Source organism: Candidatus Neomarinimicrobiota bacterium (genome assembly GCA_036476315.1).
Lineage (GTDB): Bacteria > Fidelibacterota > Marinisomatia > Marinisomatales > S15-B10 > JAZGBI01.
The window spans coordinates 1-25533 of the sequence record JAZGBI010000088.1; the positions used below are offsets into that span (position 1 = coordinate 1).

The following is a 25533-nucleotide window of genomic DNA, read 5'->3' on the forward strand; positions in this document are numbered from 1 at the left end:
TCCTCCGGGACCGGAGATTTCCTGACCTTGTATGGTGAAGACGGCAACTAGAATCCAGGTCAAGACGAAATAGGGCGATTGCTGCAAAGACTTCATCGGTGTCCCAAAACATAGCCTCATTTATCGAATGACCGTCATTTTCCGGATCAGAACGCGGCTGCCGGTAGACAGCCTTGAGAAGTATATTCCCGAGGCGACATCCCGGTCAAACCGGTCCCTGCCAGCCCATATGACTTCATGATAACCCCCCGCTTTCCAGCCATCAACCAGCGTGACCACTTCCTGGCCGAGAATGTTGTATATCTTGAGTTTAACCTGCTGTGGCGCCGGCAGGGCGTAATGAATCCGCGTGAGGGGGTTAAAAGGATTGGGGAAATTCTGTGAGAGGACAATTTTGTCCGGAAGCATCGCGAGAACCTCGCTGACCGTCGCTTTCACGTAGCCGGACAACCCCGTGATCACTTTGAAGGGGTATGGCAACGCTACCCCTCCCGAACGTCCAGCAGGTATGTAAGCGGTAATGAGAATTTCATCATGCCCCCGGATGAGGTCATAAGTCTTTCTCGTGACCAGATCGAGAAGGACCGCGTCCATGTGAGGCGGAACGTCGCCCACAATCTCGTCAGTCAACTGAATTGCCCCGGTTTCGCCCCTCACGTAGAGACTTATGTCCCACGTGCCGTTTGTCTCCTCCATGGACCGGATATCGCTCGTGAACTTTGGCCCATTCGGTCCCCATTCGGGCCGGTCCATTGCGAGGGATACGTACCCATCAAGGTACGGGGGTTCGGGATTGTCGAAGTGGTCCAACTGTTCATGAGCTCCTGCGACCCGGCCGATGGAGTTGGACAGATCAGAATATCTGTTCCCCTTTGCCATGAGTCGAAGTATCCACCCGTCCCGGTCCTCCTTCAGATCACTGGCCTGCCCGCCACCCGATGCTTGGGACAGGCGGGCCGGACCGTCAATCCCTTTCAGGGGATCGATGCGAATGGTCTCGGCGGAACTCCCTCGATTGTAGACGATGTACCCACCCCATGGTAGAAGCCGTGTCACCACATCCGACCACCCCTCCCCCCCGACAAAGTCGAGGCCATAGGTCAACGGACCGTAGAATTGAGCCTGATCCAGATCCAGGTCAACCACGAAAGAGTATGGAGATCCTATGACGTTCCATCCCGGCTCAAGTGATAGCTCCGCACCCGTGAGAGACAGGGAGTGTCCCGGTCCGGCAGCGACTACGACATCTTCCCTCACCATTTGGTAGAGCCAGTAACCCTCACCAGGAGAAACATCGCTCGCAGCCACCCACTTGGATCCCGTCCATTCGAACATTCTCCAGGTTGTCTTTGACGGCTTTCCCTTCAATTCATCCTGAAAGAGGCTGCCGACTCCCGGATCGTCCAGGTCAGCCGGCACGGAAATGAGGCTCCACCGGTCCCTGGGAATGCCACCAGGAAAGGCACTCCCATCCATGGCGCTGGAAAGATCACCGGCGGAAAAGCTTACTTCCACCGGCAGGGTGTCGCTCTCTGTGATATGGCCTGGCATGTCAGTCGCACGGACAACACAGGCAATACCCGTTAACTTAACATCTTCTGCCGGGATGACACCGTGGTAGACTCCTGGCTCGTCGCTCGTCATGGCGACCTCGGTGAAAATGGATTCACCACCCTTCACGTAGTGCAGAACCACGCTCCCCAGAGAACTTTCATCGGCCACCATTGCGTATACTGTAATTGAGTCGAGAACCTGAGGTGCTGAAGGAAACACGGTCAGATCTGATATGACCGGAGCTCGAGTATCCTCGAAGGCGTTGTGGGCCCTCTCAGATGCAACAGTCCACTGGCTGAACCCCGATTGCGACAGGGCGGTGATTGTGCTGTTGACCTCATCAACGGCTACGGAACTCGTGTCAAGAAACTCCCACGCGACCGTGGGACCAGCATAGTTCATGCGCCGTGCGAGACGAAGTTGACGGGGATTCGAAACGCCCTCCTGACCGGCGTAATCAAAGGTGATATCCACCGTAAATCCTTCGGGCACGGCTGTGGAAATCTCCCAGTAAGAATCGCCGTAAACGGGATCTGTCACCAGTTGATCGGGATCGTCGAAGACAGTGGTGCTGTCCCATGCAGGGGGTGACGGGATGAACGTCGCACTGACACTGCCTCCCTCACTCTCGCTGAAGTCGAAGGTCACCCCTGAACTGTTCCCGTCTTCTCCGGTGATTTCGACCGGTGGGGAATCACCAGCAGGAATGATAGTATCTCCGCCGGCGAATCCATCCATCTCCGGAAGAAGCGTGAGGCTCACTCGCGCGGTGTCCGTCATGAGGGACAAACCCGGACCTGTGTTTGTGGTAATGAGCAGACGACCCTTGTAGAGACCCACTTGAAGGTTCCAGGTCTCCACTACGCTCACGTCAATCGTATCCCGCCTGCCACTGGCCAACTGTCCTGATCCTTTCGAGACACGCAACCAGTCATAGCTCTCCCAGGTTGCTTCAGTCGCGATTTCATAAACGAGAGGATAGGTCCCATCGTTCGAGATGATCAGGTGAAAGGGTACCTCTTCTCCCAATACGGTCACAACGCCAAAAGAAAAAGAGTTGAAGAGGACGACAGGAGATAAGTTGGTGTTCACCACGGGCCAGAAACCGGGGAGCATCCCCTCAGAGCTGGAAGCTCCTGACATCAGGGCCGTCTGACCTATCGTTGCGGAAATCTGAAATCCGCCGTCAGCGGCGGAACCACCTCCGGAAGACACCGCAGAAGCAGACTGTTCTGACGGTTGAGCCACCACCGCGTAGATCAGAAGAAAAAGGGACATTGTGCATACGGCCACCGCTGACTGCGTGCTTATTTGTGGGGTTTCAGGTCAGCGTTTTCCTGCATTCCGTTGGCCTGCAGGGTCAATTCGTCTATCCGCGCCTTCAATTTCTCAATCTGTGATTGTTGTTCCTTGATTGCCTCCACGTATATCCCGTTGAGCTGCCACCACTCGATTGCTTTCAACCCTTCCTCATTGGTATTAACGACCTCCGGAACGACTTCCTCAACTTCCTGGGCAATCAACCCGTAGTGCGCATGGGCCATCGCCGCTGAAGGGGAATTCTTCCAGTGGAAACGGACGCCTCTCAGCCGCAAGATCTTGTCGAGAGCGTTGCCGGCCGTCTGAATATTCTTCTTCACTCTTTTGTCCGAAGCCACATGATAGTTTCCGAAAGTCCCTGTAATGTCTCCATTGGAAGCAATCTTCATTCTCTGGGTCCAGTCATCTGCATAGAATGCCAGATAATCGTTCACATTGTTGTAAATGACGCCTCCCCGGGTCGCGTCAGATTCATCTCCAAAGATCACACCGGCGTCGGAGGAGGCGGCATCATCGTCAGAAAGGATAGTTATGAAGGCATTATCATTGTCCTGTCCCTGAACCAGGAGACGCGTTGAACCGTTCAAGTCCGTCACTGCACCACTGAAGGGGTTATACGCTATGTGCAACTTGGCTACCGGATTTGTCGTCCCGATGCCCACGCTTGTTCCGTTGTCGTACACCAGAGACGATGAAAGGGCCGACGTCCCATTCCCTTTGACCAGGTAGTTGGAACTGAGGCTGGAGGCCCCGGTACCACCGTCGGCTACGGTCAGATCCGTTATTCCATAGATGAAACCGCCGGAAATCGAAACACTGTTGGAATTCTGAGTAGCCAGGGATCCCAGTCCCAGGGAGGTCCGTGCCGTGCTTCCGCTCTCCGTCACCCACGCTGTTCCGTTCCCCACCATAAAGTTGCCATCTGTCTTTGCCAGGGCCGAAATCGCATCGAGGTCGATGTCATACGCTTGAACATCTGTTCCGATCGCCACCCCCAGGTTTGTCCTGGAGGCCTGAGTGGTGGAAGCCCCCGTACCGCCATCTGCAATCGCCAGGTCGGTAATGCCACTGATGGAACCTCCCGTGATCGAGACATTGGTGGAATTCTGGGTGGCCAGGGAACCGAGTCCCAGGGAAGTCCTTGCCGTGCCTCCGCTTTCTGCCACCCAGCCAGTGCCATTCCCCACCATAAAGTTGCCATCTATCTTTGCCAGGGCCGAAATCGCATCGAGGTCGGTGTCATACGCTTGAACATCTGTTCCGATGGTCACCCCCAGGTTGCTCCTTGCAGCTGAAGTCGTGGATGCTCCCGTTCCCCCTTTGGACACGGAAAGCGTCCCACCAAGGTTGTCCAGTGTCAGGTTGGATTCAGCAAGATCGATGTCGATCTCGCTGTTGATCTCGTCATTGGTAACCAGAACCTTATCGCTTCCGGCATTGATGTTCTTGAACTCCAGATCGACGCCCGTTTTCTGTTTGAACACACTCACCCCGGCGGTTCCAACATTGGTTGCCGTGTTGATTTCACCCACACCGGAAACGGCGGTCGCGATCAAGTCATATTCCGTGCCGTCATCGTCCTTGAAGTAGAGTCTGCTGTCACTACTCTTCACATAGATTTTCCCATATCCAGAAGTACTGGACGGAGCCACAATCTCATCGAGACTCAACGCACCTTCAACCGTTACGATTTCGTTGGGACTTGCTGAGCCGATCCCCACGTTGCCCCGGGTCGTAATCGAAGCGACGGTCAACACCGAGTTGGTATCGATGTCCGAACCGGTGATCGTGCCATCCAGGATTTTCAGACCAGTCACCGAACCCGCAGCGATTGTCGGATTGGGATATGTGCCGGTCAGATCTCCCCCGGCGCTATCCGGGAAAACCGAAGCCAGCGCGTAGTCTGAAGTGTCAGAATAGGGAGCCTTGAATGCCGACATGACATCCGCTCGCAGGATCGTCCCGTCCTGAATTTTTTCGCTCGTGACGGAACTGTCAGGAACCGTCAACGCAGGGAGGTTGATCAGTCCCGAACCGTCGCCTGTGAAGCTTTGTGCAGAAACAGTTCCCTGCACCCTTACATCACCCATAACATGGAGCCTGGATGTCGGAGAGAGGGTGCCGATCCCAACGTTTCCGTCGGGGGGTACGACGTTCGATGCTCCCAGAACACCTCCGGCCTGACTGGCGAAGCGACTTCTCATACTGTAAGGGGTTGAAGTAAGCGGATACCTGGGAAACATTTCGTCGCCGTCTCCAACCTTCACACCCAGAAAATATTGCGTGTCGAACGTCAACTCCAGGGGCTCGACAATTCCCAGAATGACGGTAAAGACCCCACCGGTCACCTCGACCGATTCATGAGTCTCAGTCCAGAGTGCGCCCGAACCAGACTCGCCCGGATACAGGGAGAAAGCCATGTCATAATTCCCCTGGGGAATCAGCGCACCGTTCTGGTCCTTGAGGACGCCCTGATAACTTATGGTCCTGGGAATCTGTGACTGGAAAGAGTCAGTTTGAACGGCTTGGGAGGTTACTTTTCTCTGCTCAGACTGCGCGAGGACGATTGAGATGGCGATAAGTCCCAGCGCCACAGCACTTGTGAACCTCATAGTTATTCCCTCCTAACACCCACCGATTTTTCGTTGACGAAGATTGGGATCACCCCCTGACCCTTGACGCATAATTTTGGGAAGCACCGGGTCAGATGCAACAGAAAAGTGTAAAAATCTGAATATATTTACAAAAAGGGGATAATTATGTGAAATTATTAGTCACTATGTCACCGAGAAGTGCCGGTTTCCCTTTCTTGTGAAGGGACAAAGTGCGCTTTGAATGCGGTGAGGGTGTTATGTAACTTGGCACTGTTGGGGGGTTAGCTTTTTCGTGCCAATGTGCCAATACTAGATGAGGAGACAACCATGCTTTTCCACGTAACTATGACTCATTCAGAGGACAACTGTCCCGGCTACGAACGCGAGAGAATGCCCGAGATACTCAGATCTTTCGAAAATCTCAAGGCAGTCGGAAAGGATCTGGATGTGAAGCTCCATTTCTTTGTCTGGTGTCCACCCGATCATGTTGCCTATGTTCTGCTGGAGGCCGATAGCCTGAATCGGATATCCCGCTTCGCTTTCTCAATTCCCATTCGCCAGGAAATCAAAATAGTCCCGGTGGAACAGATAGAAGACACCGTGACCATGGCAAAGCAGCTGATGGCAGAAGCCGGGAAGAAGTAGTACGACGTCGGTTAATTGATTTACCGGTATCCCGTTGCGGGAGTTGGTGTGCAATATAAGGAGAATAGCAAACAGGGCGGCCTGTTGGCCGCCCTGTTCCGTTTTCCTCTTATGACTAAGAGGAAGGCCGTACGAAATGGACTGATATCAGAGAATCGTCACTTTTGAAGCGGCCTCACCCTTCTCAGTTGAAACAACCTCAAACTCAACCTTGTCATTTTCTTTGAGGGTGCGAAATCCATTTCTATCGATCGCGGTGTAATGAACAAAAAGATCATCACCTAGTTCACGACTGATGAACCCGAATCCCTTCTTATCATTAAACCATTTCACTGTACCAGTTTCACGTTGAGACATTTTGAATTACTCCTATTATGTTCTTTTGAATTCTGTCTGAAGCATTGAAGGGGAATAGAGACTAAGTCTTCTTCTTATATAATAAGTATGGCTATGTCACCCAAATCCACTACATTACCTAAGACAACAGCGACAAAGTTAAGACTAAATTGAACGAATACAATCTATTATTTGGACCCCCTTCATTTTGTCAAATCCCGTTTTCTCCCGTCCCGCCGGTTTCAGCTGCATTACACCTTTGAACACCAGAGTACTCTCCCCTATTTTCGGTCAAAAGCGTCCGAATTCCTCTGGGGTAACATGATGAGTGCGTGCTGAATATATAGAAGGGGTGAAACTGGGAGAACAAGGCACTGGGAGTACACGCCCTACGCGCTACCTTTGCTCATAGGGGCAGCCGGTTCCACCCTGTTCGCCGTCTTCGCCTGGGGCCGGCGATGCTCGTTCTCATACTCCGGGTACACGGGCCAGGAAAAGTTCCTGACACGGCGCAATCTCATTCTTTTGTCGATCGTACCGTTTATCGCAGTACTGCTGGCCTGGATCAACGAACATCACGGGTTAATGTGGGCGGGGATCAGATTAACTGTCCAGAAATCGGTTCACAGATTGGAGTTGGACTATGGCGTATACTTCTGGTTCTATGCTGCGTACTTATACCTGGTGCTGGTGGTTATTACGTCCCTGCTGTTGCGGACTCTTTTCCTTTCGTCAGGGCTACAGCGTCACCAAAGTGTGATCATGCTGTCCGCTATGGTGTTCCCCTGGTTTGGGAATATTCTCTATTCTTAGGGGTGGATCCCGTCTCCCCGCCTTGACTTTACGCCCTTCGGCTACAGTTTAGCCGGCCTTGTGATGGGATGGGGTCTCTTCCGCTACCGTTTGCTCGACATCATTCCGGTGGCGCGTGATAAAGTCGTTGAGAGCATGAGTGAAGGGGTGATCGTCCTGGACACGCACGACCGGATAGCGGACCTCAACACCGCGGCACAACACTTCATGGGCCAAGCCCCGCAAGAGGCGATCTATGCCGGCGACAAGGTGGCGGGCAGATGGATGTTTACAGGCACCAACACGGGTCCCGGCGAATTCCCATCAACGGGAAAAGAAGGGACGGTATCGGGCATCAGCATCTTCCACTTCTGCAATGGTATGATCGTCAGCGAGTAGGTGGAGTCGAACAACCTGGGCTTGATGCAGCAATTTGGTTTCACGCTCACTCCCCCGGCGCCCGAAAGCTGAAGAGAGCAGAGAGACCTTCTTCTGTTCGCACGGGGTAGCAACATTTGACTGTTATCCCGTGCTTTTCGTGGCACAAACTCAATGATATTTGCCCGATCCAGTGGACACAACTCTTTGCTACTGGAGAATATGTTTGACAGATGCTCCTACATTGAGTACATTGATTCTTCAGGGTTAGGAACGCTTCATGGAAATCTTCTTATGCTTTAATTTAAACTGATGAGTTGTACATATAGACGCACATGTTCTGGGTCACTATTTCCCATATTATTAGCTGTGGCCCTTTACAATCCTCTTGGAGCCTACTCACTTCAACAAGCAGAGGAAATAGAGTTAATCAATGTGGCCGTAATCGACCTGGAAGGAAAAGGAATATCCCAGTTAGAGGCGTCGACGTTGACCGACAGGTTAAGAACTTCCTTGGTTCAGACAGGAAAAGTGAACGTCTTGGAACGCGGCATGATGGAAGATATTCTTCAAGAAACAGGGTTTCAACAGACGGGTTGCGTAAGTACAGAGTGTGCTATAGAAGTCGGTAAAGTTTTAGGTGTCAGACAGATTATTAGTGGAGGCATCGGTAAGCTTGGTAGCACATATACAGTAGATGTCCGCATTATTGATGTCGAGACGAGTAAAATCTTGAAAGTCACTCCAAGAGATTACACAGGCAACATCGATGGTTTGCTAAGCGTCATTCGGGAAATAGCATTTGACCTTGTTTCAGCCGAACCATCAGCCGCCAGGCCAGTTGCAGTTCCAGAACCTGTTGGTATTTTCGGAGTTGTGGAAGCTGTTTCAACGCCCACTGAAGCAACAGTCTACATTGATGGTATCAAGCTAGGCCTTACCCCGTTCAAATTGGGTGAACTAAAGGCGGGTGAACACACCATAAAAATGGCTAAGTCGGGACATATTGATTATGAAGATACCTTTTCCCTTGCGGGAGGGGAAACAAAGAAACTAGAAGCAATCCTGGTGCGGTTAAATGTACTAAACCTCAGTTCAACCCCAAGCGGGGCTACTTTCTACCTCAATGACGAGTTGAAAGGTGTCACTCCACTAAGGCTCGAACTGAAAACCGGTTCTTACCGGCTCAAGCTGAAGAAAGAAGGCTATGCGGATTTGGAAGAAGAAGTGACGATAGATAAGAATGTTTCAAAGAATATGCCCATGGCGAAAGCGGAAAAGGGTGAGGAAGTGGTTGAAAAGAAGCGCAGTAATAAACTCCTGTGGATAAGTCTGGGAGCTGTAGCTGCCGGAGGAGCGGCTTATTACTTCCTGTTACAACCTCCAGAAGAGGATTCGAAAAACGCAACCGTCACTGTCAACATATCCATTGAACCGTAGCTGATTAAATGACCATGCCTTCAAGACACATACTCGCGTTCCTCACTTCACTGTTATTGCTGGTTTCGTGTTCAGAGGATAATCCCCTGGCCATTAGCGATAGACAAAGCGCTGTCACCGTTGCCATTCTGTTAGAAGACGGTGACGGTGAGCATAGAGGTGACAGCAGTCTGGGCAAGATTTCCGTCATTTCCAGAGTTGTGGTAACCGTTTCGGCTGCCGATATGGAAACGATTGAGGAGGATCTCACTCTCAGTTCTGGCGGAGAAACCGCCAGCGGTTCGTTTGAGGTTCCAAAAGGAAAATCGCGAACGTTTACCGTCGAAGCTGTGGATGCCAACGGCATTACCCAGTACAGCGGCTCCACAACTCAGGATATCCTGAATGATGGGGAAACGGTATCAATAACAACAGAGGGACATTATCCTTCACCCGTATCCCTGACAGTAGGAACAGTGTTTGTCAATTCAGTGAAACTGACATGGACCCGAAGCGCTGATGTAGACTTCCAGGAGTATGAGATTTATCGATCTACCACATCCACAGTGGATCTGAATTCTACCCTGATTGCGACAATCAACAGCAAGTTGATAACCTCATATGTGGATGAAACCCTGGATCTGAACACCTCGTATTCTTATCGGATCATTGTTTGGGATACCGAAGAACTGGGTTACTGGGGCTCTGTCGTAACAACACCAGCCGAGCTGGGATACGATGACGGTGTTTTTGAGCAGGGACTGATTGCTACAGAACAGGACGAAGGACTCCTGGTCTTGTTTACGGCCCCGTCCTACCCCGCTTCTCTGGTGGCGGTGGAAATGGCAGTGTGGGGAACCCAGGACTTCGAGATCTACGTTTGGGACTGGGAAACGGGGGATATTCTGGACAACAGAGCCGCCGAGGGAGTAGACGCCAACGACTACGAGTGGGCGTACTATGATAGGACGGTTCTTGATCTTGATTTCAGCGGAGATTTCTACGTGGGACTAGTCTATACAGGCGACCAGCAGAACGATGGAACCTGGTGGCCCGCCATTGCGTTGGACGAGACTGCTTCCGCCCGCAGATCCTACGACCTGTTATCCACCTCTTTCGACCTGCTGGATGATGTTGGATTTCCTGGGAATCTTGCTATCCGGGCAGTGGTGGAGGTTAACGGTGGAATACTCAAGCTGGCTCCCGCCGGCCTACCAACCGGAGGGATCTCACCCAAAAGTCCGGGCAGTCACGACCGCATACCTTCCGATTCGCGGGCAACCTTGAGGGTTGTCACACCACGTCGCTGACTCCGGACGAAGGTTTCCCTTTTGGCATTGTTGTCGTAAGGATTCTCATATATATTCCGTACGCTTTCTTGATTTGAACCAGGTTGAAAGCCGCAGCATTTCCCCTGGGATTATGCATTAAGCAGTCCTGTGGGCTGAGGCATTGTGATTCGCCTGGTTTGCGGGAAAAGGGGGGAATGCCGGGGATATGAAACTGACCTGAATAATTCATCGAAGACCGCCTGTGGCGGGGTTAACCCCGCCTGTCTGACCGCCAGGCAGGCAGTCCCGAAAGTCTTCGGGACATGCGGCCCGTCGAAGATCCCGCAGAATGCGTGGAAGGGTGATTAATTCACGAGTACTCATGAATTAATCAGGCTGACAAACTAAGGGGGGAAAAACCATGGAAATCCTTCAGGTGCTTTCTCGCTGGATACATATCGTGTCCGGTATTATGTGGATAGGATTGCTCTATTACTACAATTTTGTCCATATGGGTTTTGCTCCGACCATGGATCCTGAGACAGCAAAGAAGGTCGTTCCGGAATTGGTACCGAGAAGTCTCTACTGGTTCAGGTGGGGAGCACTCTGGACATGGGTGTCAGGCGTCCTCCTTCTTTTGATCGTCTTCTATCATGGCGGACTCATGTTTGACCAGGAACACAGTTGGTCAATGGGGAGTATTGTCATGATTGCGGTGAGCTTCCTGGGAGTCTTCGTTTATGATTCGCTCTTCAGGATCGTAAAAAGTGTTCGGGCTGCCTCCGTGATCGGTTTCATTCTCATATTGGCTGCTATTTTTGCCTTCATCAATGTTGGCAATTTTGAATATCGAGCCTACGTTATTCACACCGGAGTACTGTTCGGCACCATAATGGCTTTCAATGTGTGGTTCCGGATCTGGCCCTCTCAGCAAAAGGTAGTCTCGGCGATCAAAGAGGGCAAAGCCCCAGATCAAACTCTGCTTGCTCATGTCGGTATGCGGTCGAGACACAACACTTACCTGTCAATACCTCTGATATGGCTCATGATCAATTCTCATCACGCTGGCACACCCCCACAAGAGCACTGGTTGTACCTTCCCATCTTTATTCTTGCAGGGTGGGTCGCCGTCTATCTGCTCTATCAGAAAGTTCCCAGGGTAAAGGGATTCTAGCTCTCAGCCTGAGATTAAGGGGAGAAGCGCAGGTTTCGTCTTTCAAACGGAAACCTGATGCGATTGTGTTGCGTTTTACATGAGTTAGGCTGATATTTCCTCTAACAAGTCCAGCGTTTCTCTTGGAATAAACACCCGGAGTTCAATGCCCTCCGGCGCAAGATTAGATGCTTAGTTCAACGACCATGATCGGCCAAATCATCTCCCATTGCGAAATCATTGAAAAGCCGGGTGAAAGCGGGGGGTGTTGTCCATGATTGGCCAGATTATATCTCATTATCGTATCCTCGAGAAGCTGGGTGAAGGCGGGATGGGCGTAGTGTATAAGGCTGAAGACACGAAGCTCAAGCGGACGGTTGCGCTTAAGTTCTTGCCTCACCATCTCCTTTCCAGCGAAAAAGACAAGACCCGATTCCTGCATGAGGCTCAGGCTGCTTCCGCCCTCAATCATCCCAATATCATGACCGTTTATGAAATTGATGAGGAAGATGAACAAGTCTTCATTGCCATGGAATTCATTAAGGGGGAAACCCTGAAGGACAAGCTTGAAGAAGGTCCTTTTAAGACCAAAGAGCTCCTGAAAATCGCGATTGGAGTGGCTGATGGACTCGATGGGGCCCACCAGCAGGAGATTTTCCACAGGGACATTAAGTCCGAGAATATCATGATTTCAAAGACAGGAGTTGGTAAGATCATGGATTTCGGTATTGCCAGGCGTAAACAGCTATCGGGCGATACGAAGGAAGGTCTGACTCCGGGAACGCTGGCCTATATGTCCCCTGAGCAAACTGAAGGGGTAGACGTTGACTACCGCAGCGACCTTTTTTCCTTCGGTGTGGTCATGTACGAAATGGCCACTGGACAGCTGCCGTTCAAAGGGGACCACGACGCGGCCATTCTGTATTCAATCGTGAATGAATCTCCCCTTCCCGTCGCTGCCATGAATCCAAATATTCCCCAGGAGCTCGAGCGGATCATCCACAAGGCCTTGCAGAAGGATCCTGAAGATCGTTACCAGCATGCCGATGATCTTTCTGCTGATCTGAGGACATTAAAGAAAGATCTGGAATCGGGACGGACGAGTGTCACCACAGCTCACGCTCCAATTCCAAAGGTACCCGAAAGAAGGCCGGTGCGGCTCAAGTTTGCCTATATCTTTGCCGGCGTTCTTGCGACCGCCCTCGTGACGATTGGCCTTCTAAAAGTGCTGGAGAGAGGAGCCGATTCGGCTGCCGGCCCTCAAGTGAATTCCCTCGCAGTACTCTACTTCGAAAATCTGAATAACCGCGAGGATACTGAACGAATGGGACAGATCTTGCAGGAGCTTCTCATCGCCGATCTGTCTGAAGCCACATCTCTCAAGGTGTTCAGCAGCCAGCGACTGTTCGACATCCAAAAACAGTTGGGCTCCAGGGATCGGACAAAGATGCCGGAGCTAGCTTCGGACATTGCCAGAAAGGCTGGGGCGGAGACGATGCTCACGGGAAATCTCATTCAGGCTAACAACAAAATGATTCTGACATCTCAGCTCGTTGATGCGGCAGAAGGGACTGTGGTAGGATCTCAGAGGGTTGAAGGAAACGATATATTTGCCATGGTGGATGACCTGTCGGTTCAGATCCAACAGGATTTGGATGTGCCCGTAACTTCAGAGGATCTGCTGAACGTCGCTGTGAAGGAGAAAACCACCTCGGAAGTAGGCGCGTTCCAATACTATCTTTCAGGCGTGGATTTATTCAACGACTCGAAATTCGACAGCGCCATCATCCAATTCCAGAGGGCCGTCGCCATAGACTCAACCTTTAATCAGGCTTACTATAAGATGGCTATGGCCCAATGGTGGTCCCGGTCAATGTCGAGTGAACCGGCTTTGGAACAAGCAGTGGAGTCGCTTTCTCATATTCTCTCTGGGAGTTGGTACACCTCAACCAAGGAAAAACTCATAGTGGAAGGGGCCCTGGCCCTGTTCCGTGAGGATTGGGATAACGCGCAGGGTGTTTACGAACAATTGGTGAGCTTTATCCCGGACGAAAAGGAGGCCTGGTACGGACTGGGAGAGGCATTTTTCCACGGTGTTCAAGACTATATCAAATCCCTCGATGCTTTTGAAAAGGTCCTGGTGCTAGACCCAGAGTTCACCTTGGCCTATCGCCACATATTCGATATCTATTCTGGAGAAAAGTTATTTAACCGTGGTCTGATCACGGCGCAACAGTTCTTGACGCATCACCCTTATGAGTCGTGGGCGCATTACTACCTTGGCGTCATGCTTCAGGGAAAGAAGGAAAACAGGATGGCGATGGATGCCTTTGAAAATGCCGTCCAACTGGACCCCCAATTTACGCTTGCTCATCAGAAGATTCTTGAAATCTACATTTCAGAGAAGCGGTTTGATGAGGGTATCAGGACAGCTAGAGGGCTAATTACTTTGTACCCTGAAAAATCGTGGCCATACGGTTTTCTGGGAGATATGCAGCGGGCGACGGGGAAGTTCAAGCTGGCTTCGGAATCCTATCAAAAAGGATCCCTGATGGACCCCAAGGCCTTTAACATCATTCATGATCTCGGCTACACTTACCAGCTAATGGGGAGATACGACGAAGCTGTTCAGAAGTACTCAGAGCTGTTGAACAGTGAAGTACCCACTAACTGGCGACATAGTTCTATGGGGATGGTGATTTCCGTGTTCAGTGAAAAGGGGGAGTATCGCACCGCTATTAAGATGGCCGAGAAACAATTGATCGTCTCAGAATGGATGGACAAGAGCGGTACCGCCAACGCCTACATCAATTTGGCAGTTGCTTCACTCATTCTTGGTGACACAACAGCCGTGTTGGCGAGGTTGGACAGCGCATCTCTCTTGGACCCGAATGCCAATCTTGTCCTTGCTGCCCACTGGATAGAGGGAATGCTGCGCGCCCGGTGGGGGCAGGAACAAGAACTTACCTCGATCATCGAAACCGTCAGGAACATGGTGGAGCAAGAATTAGTCGGTTATAGTTGGAAACCCGTCTACAATGCTCTTCTTTATGAACGTTTCATAATGCGAGAAGAGGTGGACAGTGCCCTCAGTGAGTATGACAACCTGAAAGCCTATGAGATTTTCAAGGACCGCTACCTCTACCAACAGTCCTTGCTCCATCTGAAGAAGGGTAACTATGAACGGGCCCTGGAAACCAGCCGGAAGATGCAAAGCCCCTCGATTTCCCAGAGTGCCCGTTCCTACAATTATCCCAGAGCTTTCTACGTCAGAGGCCTCATTTATGAAAAAATGGGGGAGCCGATTCGGGCCAGAGAGAACTATGAGAAGTTGCTTGGCCTGTGGAAAAATGCTGACGAAGAGATAGTGGAACGGCAGGATGCCATAGAGCGTTTGTCCCGGTTGACAAGGCTCCCCAGCTGATATTCCCGGCCTATTCAGGTTAACTGTCGGTGAGCAGTGGCAGAGTGTTCTTCACAAGCATTGCCCAAAAGTCAGGTTCATCATGAAAACTCTGTTTATTCAATTGTTCCGTCAGCTCCGGGTTGTCCAGATATAGACCGGCAATACTCGCTTTGTAACGAATTTGAGGTGACGTGCCTGCAGTTGACAGCGCCGTCACGGCCTCATTTAATCTACTGAAGCTTCTCTCCGGCGCCACGCTCTGTAACATCACGACACAGTAAAGCGCTGATTCAATGACCCCGAGATTCTCATTGTTGAGACTGATGACATAAGCCTCTTCTATTTGATCGAAATCAAGCTTGCTGACGTTCAAATCGTTCGGTGAAGCTGCAACCGCAACGATGAAAAGCGTCAGAATTGCTAGCGGTATCTGTTTCATTCTTTTGGCTTTCCCCATTTTTGATTTGTCATTTCTCTTTGTTTGACTCATTTATGGGCAAAAGGTTGTCAAAAAAATGAATCTGTACAATCGTTGGGAGGCTCACCGCCAGGTACAATACTGCAATTCGTTCTGTTGAGAATTGTTTTTGATCCGAAAGTGACCCGCCTGATGGATTTTTTTCTCAGGGAAGAACGCTTCTTTCTCCAGGTAGAAACAATAGCCGCAATCCAGGTTACAATCAGGATCAGATAGTTTTGATGAGAATACTCTGCAAGGGTAGATAGGAAGCGCGCATGATGACCTTCGCAATTCCTCTCAGTTCAGATCAACGTGATGTTTCGTGAGCATCCACTTCTGGCTTAGCCTTTCCTAACCGCGTTGAAACTTGAGACAGCATTATGACTCGATTCTGAACGAATAGTCATAATCAGAGGGGCGCTCCTCAGGAAAGGTGATCTCCAGAGGGCTCGAGAGGTATTCCAAAACCGGATCTGAAGAAGCAATCTTCCAGAAGCGAATCCTGGAGATCGAAGTCCTGCAGAGCGGGACGTGGTTCTATCCTGCCTCCACACCCGACGAAGTCTGCGCAAGTGATGGAATATCGATCAAGGAATGTCGTGCTCAGAACTGTGTAGCGCTTGACAATTCACTGTTCTGAGTTGCTTGCCCGTGGCGGGCAGGCCTGTCCGGTGTTCCTTTTTCAATTCTCAATCATCTCGTCGAAAACCTGTAAACCGTTGTCTTCCTGTATTCCTCTCCAGGTCTGAGCACCGTATTTGGGAATCCTTCTTGATTAGGTGAATTCGGAAAACGATGACATTCCAGTGCCATACCCGTCCGATGATTGTATGCGATCCCACTCTTGCCGACATCGCTGCCATCCAGGAAGTTTCCTGAATAAAACTGCAGACCCGGTTCTGTACTGCTGATCTGCAGCAGGCGACCACTCACAGGTTCGTAGATCTCGGCTACGGGACCGAATTCATTTCCAGCACTCTTGTTAATTACCCAGCAGTGATCATAGCCCAATCCAAAACGAATGTCTTCTGTGTCTTTATCGATCCTGGCACCGATGGCCGTGGGCGTTCTGAAATCCAGTGGACTCCCGGTGAGATCCCTGAGTTCACCCACCGGAATCAAACTCCTATCCACCGGGACGAAACGGTCAGCATGGATCATCATTTCATGTCCGAGTATGTCTTTACCTGGATCACCGGTGAGATTGAAATAGGAATGGTGGGTTAGGTTTAGAACGGTAGGCTTGTCAGTAGTGGCCAGGTACTCCAGTCTTAACCCACCCTCGTCTTGTAGAGTGTAGGTGTGGGTGACAGTCAACGTTCCTGGATAGCCTTCCTCGCCATCCTTACTGACATAGGTCAGCTTGAGGGCTGGACCTTCAGCTGTCTCCAGCGGTTCAGCATCCCAGAGCACTTTATCAAATCCAACCAGACCACCGTGAAGATGATTGTCGCCGTCATTCCGTGCCAGCTGATACTCAATTCCGTCCAGGGTGAATTTTGCGGCGCCGATACGATTTCCATAACGACCTACGATGGCACCGAAGTAAGGACCATTCTGGAGATAACCATCCAGCTCATCATAGCCCAGCACCACATCCCCAAGATCCCCGTTGCGATCCGGTACCCTCAGGGACAGGACGATACATCCATAGTTGATAATCCTGGCCTCCATCCCCTGAGAATTGGTCAGTGTATAGACATAAACAGGTCTACCATCGGGAAGATTTTCAAATAATTCCTTCTGCATGGTGTGATCCCCTTTCTGACTAAAACAGCTACTGACAAGAGCCATCACTAGTAAACAAACCATCGTGCTTCTGGATGTTCTCAAATTCATCATCCGTAGGTCCTCCAGTTGAGTTTTATTAACATTTAACCTGTGGATTCAGTCTTAATTTTGGATCCGCCCCCCCACAGTTTCTAATGACTAGGGGTATTTTCACGACGGGATCATCAGCTCCAGCTCTGGAGGACTCATCCAGGGTTTTGTGAGCTGTATCCCTTATCCCTACACTGATCCAATTATTCAGTCAATCGCGCGACGATGTCCGGGCGCTGATCCCATAAGTCGTTCTTCTCCCCGGGATCTTCCGCAAGGTTGTTAAGCTGACCGGGAGCGCCGGGCGTGGGGCCGTCGTCATAACCGGCCTCCTTGCTTCCTTCAATGAGTTTCCAGTCTCCCTGCCGGATGGCAAAGACGCCGCCGCCGGAGTGATGGATAATGTAGTCACGAATGGGTTGTTCTATCACTTCCCCTGGATTCAAGCAGTAAGTGCCTGTCTGTTCGGCAGACAGGCAACACGTGATGTTGCTCCGAAAAATACTTGCTGGGGTGTTTTGAAGCCAAGGCATTTTCTCGGACGGTTATTTAACCGGTTCATGGCCAGGTTAATTTCTTCTTCAGTGATGGATATGAAGTCTCTCTTGTTTGGGAAGTACTGTCGAATAAGGCCATTGGTTTGTTCATTCAATCCTCGTTCATAAACAGCATATGGATGAGCAAAGAAGAATCCCGAAGTTTCGGGACTCTTTTGCAAGCAGCTCGTGTTCGGCGAACTCTTTTCCGTTGTCCGAAGTCAGGGTATGAACCTGATCCTTAGGCGGATCCAGCAATTTCGTGACTGCGCTGGCGACCTCTCCCTTTGTTCTCCTTTCCACTTTGTAGATAAGAGACAAACGGGATTTACGTTCAGCGAGGGATACAATCGCCTGTTTATGACGTTTGCCAATCATGGTATCCACTTCCCAGTCTCCCAGTCTACTACGGGCATCTACAATCGAAGGCCGCTCATCAATACTGACCCTGTTCTTGATCTGCCCTCGACGATCGTTGGTCCCGAAGCTTCGGGATCTTTTTTTCCTTTCCCCGATAGATCGGGGTAAATGAAGGTACAGATCACCACCGTCTTGTTTATCATGGAGGATATATTAGGTAAATCCATCCCCGCCCTTGCGGGACAGAATAGTCCATCTCTTTTTTCATCCACCCATCCGCCAGCTGGCGGACTCCGGGCTCCCTGCCTGACCGGCAGGCAGGCAGTCTTTACCAATGAGCGTATCAATGAAAACCCAGGTGGCTCCATTCCCGTAGGGACTCCCTCTGCGAGCAATGCGCGGCTTGGATTTACACTGGCGGCGGGACAAAGCTAATCGATGGGCCTGTTGATACCGATAACACCGGCCACCACCCCGATTTAATCGGGGCAGTTCCCGGCTGATGGTGGACTTCCGCAGGATCTTGAGATATGAACCCCGATTTCTGCTGCAATTTGCGATTGATTATGGCCTGTTTTAAGCAAGGTATATCCACAGGATCCTTCGGATATTCCGTATCTTTGCTCCCGGGCGAGCTGGTAGTAGTGCTTCATAAGTGCTCCTCATTTTGCCATGATTAAGAAGCACGAAGCCTATCCGCCAACTGGCGGACCCTTCTATCAAAGCAGTTGAGTTGCCTGTCTACCTGACAGGCAGGCACTTACGAGTTGAATTCACGTCTACATCCTGCTTCGGTAGGTTGCAGAAGGTAGATGTCAATTAAGCAAAACTGTATCAAGTGATCACTATGCGACAAGCAGTTATGATAGAACCTGGAAAGATCGAGTTGCGGGAAGTCCCCAAACCCAGCGCGGGACCGGGCGAGGTTTTGCTACACATCAAGCACATCGGGATATGTGGTTCCGATATCCACGTATTTCACGGCCTTCATCCCTTCACGTCTTATCCGGTAGTACAGGGTCACGAATTCGCCGCTGTCGTGGAGGATGTGGGGAAAGGCGTTGAAGGTGTTTCTCCCGGGATGAAAGCCACCGCCCGGCCCCAGGTGGTTTGTGGCCAATGCGCACCCTGCCGCCGCGGAGATTACCACATCTGTGACGTGCTCAAGGTAGAGGGATTCCAGGCTCCCGGCGTTGCCCAGGACTATTTCGCCACCACATCAGACAAGCTCGTCCCGCTCCCCGATTCAATGACTCTTGAGCAGGGTGCACTGGTAGAACCCACCTCCGTGGCGGTTCATTCCACTGGCCGTGCCGGTCATCTGACAGGAAAGAACGCGGTCGTATTCGGTGCCGGTCCCATCGGTAATCTGATCGCTCAGGTTGCCCGAAGCCGTGGCGCCCGGAAGATACTCATTCGCGACCTGAGTGACTACCGGCTCGATATCGCCAAGCGATGCGGTCTTGAGCATACCTCCAACGCGGGAACCGAGTCCATGATGGACACAAAGAAACGGGTCTTTGGAGATGAAGGGTACAGTGTCGCTTTCGAGGCGGTAGGTGTGGAAGCCACCATGGCCGATGCAGTGGATACCATTGAGAAAGGCGGAACGATCATTGTGGTCGGTGTTTTCGGGGAAAAGCCGCGCATCGATATGGCGATTGTTGGTGATCGAGAACTTAAGCTGATCGGCTCGCTGATGTACAAGCATGAGGACTATCTGCAGGCGGTACAACTGATCGCAAGCGGAGATGTTGTTACCCAACCACTGGTAACGAAACGTTTTCCTTTCGAACAATATCCCAATGCCTATCAGTTCATCGATGAGCAAGGTGATAAGAGCCTGAAGGTGATGATCGATCTGTAGTGGGCCAGACCCACTTTTTCAAAACCGAAGACGGATATGAATCGGCCTGAATACGTCCTGGTCGGGTTAGGTGAACTACTGTGGGACATGTTGCCCGGTGCCAAGAAGCTGGGTGGGGCTCCAGCGAATTTTGCGTACCATGCGCAAGCCTTACGTGGAAAGGGCGTTGTGGTCAGTTGCGTGGGTGGTGATGATCTTGGTCGTGAGATCTTACGACAGCTTGGTGATCTTGGGCTGGATCAGAAGTATGTTGAGGTGGATGGGGGCCATCCTACGGGAACGGTTACAGTAGAGCTGGATGCGGATGGAGACCCCAATTACACCATCCACGAGGATGTAGCATGGGACTATATACCGTTTACTTCTGGTTCGCTGGGCCTGGCAGGCAGAGCGGACGCTGTTTGCTTTGGATCGTTATGCCAGCGATCAGAAGTCTCACGGACAACAGTTCGTCAGTTTCTCAAGGCAACGCCCCGCGGCTGTCTTCGTATATTCGACATAAATCTGCGGCAGTCATTCTTCAATCAGGAAACTGTTCAGACGATGCTGGAACTTTCGAATGTTTTGAAACTCAACGAGGAGGAGTTGATGGTGGTGGCGAACATGTTGGGGGTAAATGGTTCGGAGACCAATGTCCTTAACCAATTGGTTGAACGATACGCTCTGCGGTTGATTGCCCTGACCAGGGCCGCAAACGGCAGTCGGTTGTTTGGGCCGGGACTGGAATCGAACCACCCGGGTTTCCCTGCGGAGATTGCTGATACGGTGGGAGCGGGAGATTCTTTTGCCGCCATGCTTGCCCTGGGGCTGTTGGGGGACATATCGCTGGATAGAGTTAATGAACATGCCAATCGTGTGGCCAGTTTTGTCTGTACACAAAGTGGTGCTACGCCACCCCTGACCAATTCATTGAAGGATTACCTTAGGGGTGGTGGAGTACCAGGTGCCGGGGAATGCCCTGGCCGCTAAGCTCGAAACCGTCCAGCAGCCACGTTCGAATAATTACGGATATGAGAGAAAACGGACTGGCCTCGCCGAAAACCATGATGACGGAGTTGATGAATGCGAAATCTGATCAGGCTTGAGGAATTGTTCCTTCTCTTGCTCTCAGTCGGGGACCGATACTGTCAAGCGCGGAGATCTTTGATCCTGCGACGGGTGACATTACCCTGACTGGGAATATGACCATTGTTCGACATAAACATGCCGCGGCGGCGATGCGTGATGGCAAGGTTCTGGTCGTGGGGGGATCTGACGGCCGCGGTATCCGTGGAAGATACGCCAGTGCGGAAGTGTTCGATCCAAGTACCAGTACATTCTCATATGTCGCGGACATGCATGTGAGGCGTTTCAAACTACGAGGCACAGCGGTGGTTCTGGGATCAGGTGAGGTTTTAGTCGCTGGAGGAGCTGATCACATCGAGGTTTATGACCCTGAAACAAAAACCTTCCGGATTGCCGGAGATAGTTTGGGTACAGCCCTGATGTTTGCCACGGCTACGAGTCTATCTAATGGTGATGTTTTCATTGCCGGAGGCTACGATGAACGGATTCGGCCCATGGCGAATGCGTGGGTGTATCACCCATAGTGGAGCGTTTTTCCCGAAACGTCACATGACCCCATAATGAACCGGATCCGCCTGGCGGGCCGGGTAACCCTCCAGGAATTCTGCTATGACGGTTGCACTCGAGTGGGGTAACGTCCTATCGTTCTTTTCGAGGACCATACCCCAACTGCTACGTAGGCTACATCGGGGCGTTTCCTTAACTTTGTACGTTTCAAATGACTATCCACTCTTTGATGGGAAGGAGGTTGGCATTCCGTGATTACAAAAGATATTTCCAACTTTTATCATTTTTACCCAAGTAATGTTACTCTTGTAGGTGCTCGGAGGGGGAGCAAAGTCAATTTCATGGCGGCGGCGTGGAATACTGGTTTGAGCTTTCATCCTCCCCTGTTTGGCGTTTCAATATCTCAGAAAAGATTTACTCATGACATGATTGTCGATTCCCAGGAGTTTACATGCAATTTTTTGCCCATCGAAGAGCTGGATATCATCCACGGTACGGGCAGGACTTCTGGACGGGATTATGATAAAGTAGAGTCGTTTTCCATTCCTCTTGAAGACCCGGAGGTGATTTCATGTCCAACCATTAGATCAGCCCACGCTGCGTACGAGTGTAGATTGGCTCATCATTATCCGATTGGTGACCACAATCTTTTTGTCGGTGAAGTTGTTGCGGTCCATTATCACAAGGATGTGATCACGGAGAAGAAACTTCTAAACCCAGAAAAGATAGATTTTACAATGTATTTGGGGAGCAATACTTACATTTCAACAGACTCTGACACCGTTGCACTCATGCCTGCTGAGATTGAGATTCCTTTGACGAGAGGATTGAGGTCACATCCTAAATACTAAGTATCTCCCATTCAATGCCCTCTGCCTAGCCTGGTAGCCTGTTATCCCTTACCACCCCCTCATTCGTAAAGGTATCGTCACGTCGGCTGCCTCTCGATAACTACGGTTAGTGGATACTGGATGCTGGATACTGGTTACTTGATCCCCCGACATGCCGTCGGGATTTCGCCCCGAGAGGACGTCGGGATTTCGCTTCGCTCAACTTCGCTCAACTTGATACTTCATCCTTGATACTTGCCTGTCCCGTAGCGTCAGCGTACGGGGATCCTTGACACTTGCTCCTTGATCCTTGATATTGGTTTGCTGACTGTCGGAGCCCGACAGGTGAGAAGAAATAGCCAATACTTAACTTTCAAAACGTGACCCCGTTCCCTACTGACAAAGCTTCCAACCTTAGCTACGCTCCATGGCTTCTTTGACCCGCTCACGGGTCATGGGAAGCTGGATCAACCGTGCCCCGGTCGCATCGAAGATTGCGTTGGCAATAACAGCACCCATGCAAATGATGGTAGGTTCTCCGCCTCCCTGGGGAGGAGAATCTGGTGCATCTATCAGCACAGTCTCAATCTCAGGCACCCATGAAAATCGTGGGATTTCATAGGAATCGAAATTGAGGTCAGAGATTTTCCCGCCTTTGAAATGAATCTCTTCGGTCAGAGCGTACCCTAATCCCATGATGATACATCCCTCCATCTGCAGCTTTGCTCCCTGTGGATTAATCACAAGACCCATATCCTGGGCGCATACAACCCGCTTGACCTGAACATGGCCTTCCTTCCTATCGACCTCGACTTCAGCCATATGCGCAACATAGGTCCCCGAATCGATACCGCAGGCTAAACCGTAACCTCGACCGCTTGGTGCCTCCGATGGACCCCAATGGAACTTCTGGGCTGCTGTTTTGAGAACTCTCCTCATTTTTTCATCGTTCAGGTTCTTCAGGCGGAACTCGAGCGGATCTACGCCTGCCTTCGACGCCATGATATCGATATGCGATTCCCTGGCAAACGTATTTGTGTTGTTAGCGGGTGCACGCCAGGGCCCTGTGTTGAAGGGGTGAGAGCCTGGAGTTCCCCGCCATCCCGATCCATGAACTGTCGTTCGGTGATGAGGGATATCGTAGAATTGAGGAGAACCCCTTTCCCCTGCATAGTAAACTCTATAATCCCACAGCGAAATCCTGCCGGAATTCGTGATTCCCGATGTTATTTTGACCACCGCCGCTGGCCGGAATGTATCATAAAAGAACTCCTCTTCCCGGCTCCAGGCAACTTGGACAGGCTTTCCTGTTAGTCTGGCCAACCGGGCCGCTTCCACAACCTGCTGATTCCGGCTCTTTCCTCCGAATCCCCCTCCGACAAAGGGGGTAATGACCCGGACATTTTCAGAAGGGAGACCGAGTGTCTGGGCAATCTCTTCCCTGGCTCTGAAGGGTGTCTGAGTGGATGCCCATGCTGTAACTTTCTCGTCTTCGATCTTCGCAACAGCAGTATGAGGCTCGATGGGAGCATGAGCAACATAGCTGTTCAGATATTTCCTTTCGAATGTCAAATCAGAGAGTTGCCTCCCCTCCATGAGGTTTCCCCCTCGCGCCACGATTTCCCCTTTCGGTGCAACCTTCATCAGGTGGGTGAAAATCGTCTGGTCGTCCACATCCACTTCCGGAGAATCAAATTGAGCTTTTACTCTATTTATGGCCTTTTCAGCTACATCCGGATACGGATGAAGAATAGCGACAAAATCGCCGTCCCGGACGATTTGAACATCTTTCATCTTTCTTGCTGCAGAAGTATCCACACTTGCCAGTTTTGCTCCGTGTGCAGGGGGTCTTACGATTCTGGCATACAGCATTCCGGGAAGCCGGATGTCTCCCGCAAACTCAGCTTCACCCGTAACCTTCACCAGGGCATCCCTTCGTAAAACGGGCCTGTTGACCACGGCAAATTCTGAATAATCCTTCACGGGGGGCGTTTCCCCGATGTGCCTTTTAATCTTTCCCCCCTCGGCAAGTTGAGCGTACGTCACTTGATTCTTGCTGTTGTTCTTATCGGAGATTACCCCGGCCTCCACTTTCAACCGGCCGATGGGCAGTTTCAGGTGTTCAGCAGCTAACCCTATGAGGACAGCTTTCGCCTCTGCCGCTGCTGCCCTGAGAGGAGGTCCAAAAAAGCGGGTGCTCATGGAACCGAATGTTCCCATGTCCCAGGGACAGAGATCTGTATCCCCCATGATCATATCCACGGCCTCCAGCGACACATCCAGTTCATCGGCCAGCATTTGAGCCAGGGAAGTTACCACTCCCTGACCCATCTCAATCTTCCCCGTAAAACAGGTGACACTCCCATCTTCTCCGATTCGTAAGAAAGCGTTGAAATCATCAGGCAACCTACTTCCACGACGTCTCTGTCCCTGGAAGGCAATAGATGGACCGATTGAGAGAGTGACGACTATGCCGCTACCCAGAAGCTTGAGGAACTCTCGCCGGTCAAAGGGCAAATGGGTTCTGCTATCGTTAAAATCTACATCCAGGTATTCATTTCCGTTCACGTTTACTTCACTCCTTCCATTTCCCGGGACGCGGTCTGGATAGCTTCGACTATCCTGACATAGGAACCACATCGACATAAGTTCTTGTCCATACTCTGAATGATTTCCCCTCGGGTGGGTTGACGGTTTTTGTGCAAAAGACCATAAGCATGGAGGATCATTCCTGGAGTGCAGAATCCGCATTGGAGGGCATCATGTTTGATAAATGCTGTCTGTAATGGGTGCAAATTCCCGCTTCTGGCCAATCCTTCGATCGTGGTGACATTTTTCCCATTGACGTAGCTGATGGGAAACATACATGATCGGACAGGTGTATTATTCACAAGAATGGTACAGGCTCCGCAGTGGCCTTCTCCGCACCCCAATTTGGCTCCGGTGAGACCCAGGTCTGAGCGTAAAACCGACAGAACCATTCGCTCCCTGTCCAATGTCAATTCCACCGGTACGTTATTGAGTTCAAAGCGTAAGGTATCTTTCATGTTCATCTCCCGTGCATGGGTTAAACCTACCTGATAGAAATTTCAGCGCCACCGTTCGTCTTGGTTTGGTATCTTCGGCTTCATAGACAACCCCCCCCCGCTTTCCCTCTGCGTCAGTGAGGCAGGCATCTCACCCGTCCCAGCCGGTCCCGCCTGTACCGATCCTTTCGGA

General features: G+C 51.1%; 21 protein-coding genes and 1 pseudogene. 13 read left to right on the forward strand and 9 right to left on the reverse strand.

Going from position 1 to position 25533, the window contains the following annotated elements; genetic code table 11:
- Positions 1 to 120: 120 nt before the first annotated feature.
- Both V3U24_08770 and V3U24_08775 read right to left on the reverse strand, forming a co-directional pair.
- A complete protein-coding gene (locus V3U24_08770; protein ID MEE9167532.1) occupies positions 121 to 2832 on the reverse strand; it encodes a T9SS type A sorting domain-containing protein in 2712 nt (903 codons plus the stop codon).
- 29 nt (positions 2833 to 2861) lie between these two features.
- Positions 2862 to 5486, reverse strand: a complete 2625-nt coding sequence (locus V3U24_08775) for a tail fiber domain-containing protein (protein ID MEE9167533.1) — start codon at positions 5484 to 5486, stop codon at positions 2862 to 2864.
- A 309-nt stretch (positions 5487 to 5795) separates the two neighbouring features.
- On the opposite strand from V3U24_08775, the gene V3U24_08780 reads away from it, so the two are divergent.
- Complete coding sequence (locus V3U24_08780) at positions 5796 to 6113, forward strand: DUF3303 family protein (GenBank protein MEE9167534.1); 318 nt, start codon at positions 5796 to 5798, stop codon at positions 6111 to 6113.
- 147 nt (positions 6114 to 6260) lie between these two features.
- Here V3U24_08780 and V3U24_08785 read toward each other — a convergent pair whose 3' ends face one another.
- Positions 6261 to 6470, reverse strand: a complete 210-nt coding sequence (locus V3U24_08785) for a cold shock domain-containing protein (protein ID MEE9167535.1) — start codon at positions 6468 to 6470, stop codon at positions 6261 to 6263.
- Positions 6471 to 6851: 381 nt separating this feature from the next.
- Between V3U24_08785 and V3U24_08790 the strand changes: the two are divergent.
- From V3U24_08790 to V3U24_08815, 6 genes and pseudogenes are all read left to right on the forward strand, one after another.
- Positions 6852 to 7358, forward strand: a pseudogene (locus tag V3U24_08790) (histidine kinase N-terminal 7TM domain-containing protein).
- Positions 7359 to 7397: 39 nt separating this feature from the next.
- Complete coding sequence (locus tag V3U24_08795; protein ID MEE9167536.1) at positions 7398 to 7640, forward strand: ester cyclase; 243 nt, start codon at positions 7398 to 7400, stop codon at positions 7638 to 7640.
- Between the two features lie 348 nt (positions 7641 to 7988).
- Entirely contained in the window at positions 7989 to 9059 is a 1071-nt protein-coding gene (locus tag V3U24_08800) for a PEGA domain-containing protein (protein ID MEE9167537.1), read from the forward strand.
- Positions 9060 to 9073: 14 nt separating this feature from the next.
- Positions 9074 to 10348: a fibronectin type III domain-containing protein gene (locus V3U24_08805; protein ID MEE9167538.1), complete on the forward strand. Its 1275-nt coding sequence runs from the start codon at positions 9074 to 9076 to the stop codon at positions 10346 to 10348.
- A gap of 382 nt (positions 10349 to 10730) precedes the next feature.
- On the forward strand, positions 10731 to 11483 hold the full coding sequence (locus V3U24_08810) for a urate hydroxylase PuuD (GenBank protein MEE9167539.1): 753 nt from the start codon (positions 10731 to 10733) through the stop codon (positions 11481 to 11483).
- A gap of 253 nt (positions 11484 to 11736) precedes the next feature.
- Complete coding sequence (locus V3U24_08815) at positions 11737 to 14886, forward strand: FlgO family outer membrane protein (GenBank protein MEE9167540.1); 3150 nt, start codon at positions 11737 to 11739, stop codon at positions 14884 to 14886.
- A 19-nt stretch (positions 14887 to 14905) separates the two neighbouring features.
- Here the strand turns inward: V3U24_08815 and V3U24_08820 are convergent, their stop codons facing one another.
- Positions 14906 to 15325: a hypothetical protein gene (locus V3U24_08820; GenBank protein MEE9167541.1), complete on the reverse strand. Its 420-nt coding sequence runs from the start codon at positions 15323 to 15325 to the stop codon at positions 14906 to 14908.
- Positions 15326 to 15761: 436 nt separating this feature from the next.
- On the opposite strand from V3U24_08820, the gene V3U24_08825 reads away from it, so the two are divergent.
- Positions 15762 to 15968, forward strand: a complete 207-nt coding sequence (locus tag V3U24_08825) for a hypothetical protein (protein ID MEE9167542.1) — start codon at positions 15762 to 15764, stop codon at positions 15966 to 15968.
- A 53-nt stretch (positions 15969 to 16021) separates the two neighbouring features.
- Here V3U24_08825 and V3U24_08830 read toward each other — a convergent pair whose 3' ends face one another.
- The 3 genes from V3U24_08830 to V3U24_08840 form a co-directional block, all read right to left on the reverse strand.
- Complete coding sequence (locus V3U24_08830) at positions 16022 to 17077, reverse strand: aldose epimerase family protein (GenBank protein MEE9167543.1); 1056 nt, start codon at positions 17075 to 17077, stop codon at positions 16022 to 16024.
- 275 nt (positions 17078 to 17352) lie between these two features.
- Positions 17353 to 17580: a hypothetical protein gene (locus tag V3U24_08835; GenBank protein MEE9167544.1), complete on the reverse strand. Its 228-nt coding sequence runs from the start codon at positions 17578 to 17580 to the stop codon at positions 17353 to 17355.
- A gap of 228 nt (positions 17581 to 17808) precedes the next feature.
- Positions 17809 to 18255 (reverse strand): IS30 family transposase, encoded by a 447-nt coding sequence (locus V3U24_08840; GenBank protein MEE9167545.1) that lies wholly within the window; start codon positions 18253 to 18255, stop codon positions 17809 to 17811.
- On the opposite strand from V3U24_08840, the gene V3U24_08845 reads away from it, so the two are divergent.
- From V3U24_08845 to V3U24_08865, 5 genes are all read left to right on the forward strand, one after another.
- The gene (locus tag V3U24_08845; GenBank protein MEE9167546.1) at positions 18214 to 18480 is read left to right on the forward strand and encodes a hypothetical protein; all 267 of its coding nucleotides are present in this window, start codon (positions 18214 to 18216) and stop codon (positions 18478 to 18480) included. The two genes, V3U24_08840 and V3U24_08845, sit on opposite strands and share 42 nt — an antisense overlap.
- A 412-nt stretch (positions 18481 to 18892) precedes the next feature.
- Positions 18893 to 19912: an alcohol dehydrogenase catalytic domain-containing protein gene (locus tag V3U24_08850; GenBank protein MEE9167547.1), complete on the forward strand. Its 1020-nt coding sequence runs from the start codon at positions 18893 to 18895 to the stop codon at positions 19910 to 19912.
- A gap of 36 nt (positions 19913 to 19948) precedes the next feature.
- On the forward strand, positions 19949 to 20881 hold the full coding sequence (locus tag V3U24_08855) for a carbohydrate kinase (GenBank protein MEE9167548.1): 933 nt from the start codon (positions 19949 to 19951) through the stop codon (positions 20879 to 20881).
- 212 nt (positions 20882 to 21093) lie between these two features.
- Positions 21094 to 21501: a kelch repeat-containing protein gene (locus tag V3U24_08860; GenBank protein ID MEE9167549.1), complete on the forward strand. Its 408-nt coding sequence runs from the start codon at positions 21094 to 21096 to the stop codon at positions 21499 to 21501.
- Positions 21502 to 21735: 234 nt separating this feature from the next.
- A complete protein-coding gene (locus V3U24_08865) occupies positions 21736 to 22335 on the forward strand; it encodes a flavin reductase family protein (protein MEE9167550.1) in 600 nt (199 codons plus the stop codon).
- Positions 22336 to 22728: 393 nt separating this feature from the next.
- Here the strand turns inward: V3U24_08865 and V3U24_08870 are convergent, their stop codons facing one another.
- Together V3U24_08870 and V3U24_08875 are read right to left on the reverse strand one after the other, a co-directional pair.
- Positions 22729 to 24882, reverse strand: a complete 2154-nt coding sequence (locus V3U24_08870; protein MEE9167551.1) for a molybdopterin cofactor-binding domain-containing protein — start codon at positions 24880 to 24882, stop codon at positions 22729 to 22731.
- A 2-nt stretch (positions 24883 to 24884) separates the two neighbouring features.
- Positions 24885 to 25361 carry a (2Fe-2S)-binding protein gene (locus tag V3U24_08875; GenBank protein MEE9167552.1) on the reverse strand — a complete coding sequence of 159 codons (477 nt, stop codon included), beginning with the start codon at positions 25359 to 25361 and terminating at the stop codon, positions 24885 to 24887.
- Positions 25362 to 25533: the final 172 nt, after the last annotated feature.